This is a genomic window from Clostridium sediminicola (genome assembly GCF_050402865.1).
GTDB classification, from domain to species: domain Bacteria; phylum Bacillota; class Clostridia; order Clostridiales; family Clostridiaceae; genus Clostridium_AF; species Clostridium_AF sediminicola.
In genome coordinates, this window is sequence record NZ_BAABMF010000059.1 from 1 (window position 1) to 1,462 (window position 1,462).

Below are 1,462 nucleotides of genomic sequence, written 5' to 3' on the forward strand. Positions count from 1 at the left end.
TAAAATGGTACCTATGTCAAGGACAATTTAAAAAGGGTGTTAAGATGCTAAGAGATGATTTCTGTATTGTACAGGAGTCATCTTGTTTAGGTTCCATTGATATCTATAATTATTGTAATATCTTATATAGTTTGCTACCATTTTTTTAACTGCTTGATATGAAGTACAAGATTTTAAAGTTATCTCATCTTTCATATGTCCAAAAAAAGATTCTTGAGGAGAGTTGTCCCAACAATTCCCTCTACGAGACATTGATTGACCTAATTTATATTTGTTGAGCAGTTGTTGAAAAGTTGGACTTGTATAATGTCCTCCTTGATCTGAATGAATAAAGGCATCTTTAGGGAATTTTATACGATTGTTTTTAACTAACTTTTTTACTGTATCTAATGCTATATCAAGTGTTAATCTATCTGAAACACTATAAGCTAGTATTTCATTCGTCGAACCATCTTTAACTGTTGATAAATATGCTCTTTTGCCATTAGAATATGTTAGATATGTTATATCAGTTAGAAGAACCTTTCCAGGCGTAACCTGTTTAAATTCACGGTTTAAAATATTCTTTACAACACGGTGTTCTTTTGTTGCTTTAATAATTCTTCTATATGGATTTGCTTTTCTGTGAGGACATACTATATCGTATTTTTTCATAATCCTACGGATACGTTTCAAGCTATAAATGATTTTAAATTCATTCTCTAAGATCATTTTTATAGATCTAGAACCTTTCTTATAACCTCGTCGATTAAATGCTTTTAAGATTAAATTTCTATCTTTTAAATCACGTTGTTCACGCTCTATTCTTGCGTTTTCAGAATTAAAATAATTATAATAACCTGATCTTGACACACCAGCAGTTTTACATAAGAAACTTACTACATTTCTAAATTTAAACTTCACAATAATCTCTCTAATTAATTCAAAAATGTCGCTGCTTCTGAGATTATTATTTTTTTGTATCACCTGCCTTTCTTTCACGTCTAGCTTTTTTAATAATTCTACCTGCGCTTCAAGTAATTTTATTTTAGCTTCTTGCTTAGCTATTATCTCTTCCTTAGTAAGTTCTCTGGAGATTGGTCTGCCTACTGATGATTTTCTACTCTGCAAGCCTATAAGACCATCTTTTTTATATGCTTTTTTCCATCTTTCCACTGCTTTTTCAATTCTTTTGCGTCCAATAATATTTTCATCAATTCCATTCTCTGCAAAAATTTCTCTTGGAAATTTACCAGACAAGTATTCTTCTATAAATAATACTTTAAATTCATATGTAAAAAAGATTAAATGTTCAGTTACTTTCTCTACATATTTATTCTTTTTAAGTTTAATGATATCTTCTTCAGTGAAAGTGATTTTACTCATTTAAATTCAACCTCTCTTTCTTCTAAATAAAGTATACAAAAAAATACCTATAGAATAAACACCTTTTCTTAGTGTCCATTCTATAGGTACCATTTTA

The 1,462-nt window shown here is 29.1% G+C and carries 1 protein-coding gene; it reads right to left on the reverse strand.

Annotated elements, in window-relative coordinates; translation table 11 throughout:
• Window positions 1-39: 39 nt before the first annotated feature.
• A complete protein-coding gene (locus tag ACQ3F0_RS26680) occupies window positions 40-1,365 on the reverse strand; it encodes an IS3 family transposase (protein WP_428868858.1) in 1,326 nt (441 codons plus the stop codon).
• Between the last annotated feature and the right edge of the window lie 97 nt (window positions 1,366-1,462).